This window comes from Mycobacterium sp. E1715 (assembly GCF_001667625.1).
Lineage (GTDB): Bacteria > Actinomycetota > Actinomycetes > Mycobacteriales > Mycobacteriaceae > Mycobacterium.
Window position 1 is genome coordinate 1 of sequence record NZ_LZJJ01000544.1, and the last position, 513, is coordinate 513.

Sequence of the window (513 nt, forward strand, 5' to 3'; positions counted from 1 at the left end):
CTCGACGGCCGCGCCCAGCAATTCGGACTTGTTCGGGAAGTAGTGGTACAGGCTGCCGCTCGTCATGTCGGCGGCGCGGGCAATCTCGCGAATCGTGGCTCGCGAGTAGCCCACCGTCGCCACACAGCGCATGGTGGCCACGATGATCCGCTGGCGGGTCTCCTCACCGCTGGCGCCGACGGGGCGTCCCCGCTGCGCCCGCGTCACCGTGTTCTCCGCACTCGCGCGTCCCGTCCGCAGGCTCTCGGCGCCTGACAGTGTCGAATATAATCGAGTGATCGATTTATTCGGGGTTCGTGCGGAGGTGCGCGGTGCGTGAGGGACGGGACGGCGGCGCGTGCCGTCCCGCATGAGCGCCCGGCCCTCGCGATTGGGGCGCCCGGTGGGCGCCGACGGCGAACAGACCCGCACGCGCATCATCACCGCGGCGATGCGCACTGTGGCCGAGATGGGCTACTCCCGCACCACGATTCGCGAAATCGCCCGCGCCGCCGACATGACGAGCGGCAGCCT

2 protein-coding genes are annotated in these 513 nt (G+C 69.8%); one reads left to right on the plus strand and one right to left on the minus strand.

The window, feature by feature from the left end:
- Nucleotides 1-207, minus strand: a 207-nt coding sequence (locus A9X03_RS26690; RefSeq protein ID WP_156746688.1) for a TetR/AcrR family transcriptional regulator, incomplete at its 3' end; no start/stop codon positions are given.
- Between the two features lie 142 nt (nt 208-349).
- On the opposite strand from A9X03_RS26690, the gene A9X03_RS26695 reads away from it, so the two are divergent.
- A partial coding sequence (locus tag A9X03_RS26695; protein ID WP_156746689.1) for a helix-turn-helix domain-containing protein occupies nt 350-513 on the plus strand: 164 nt, incomplete at its 3' end.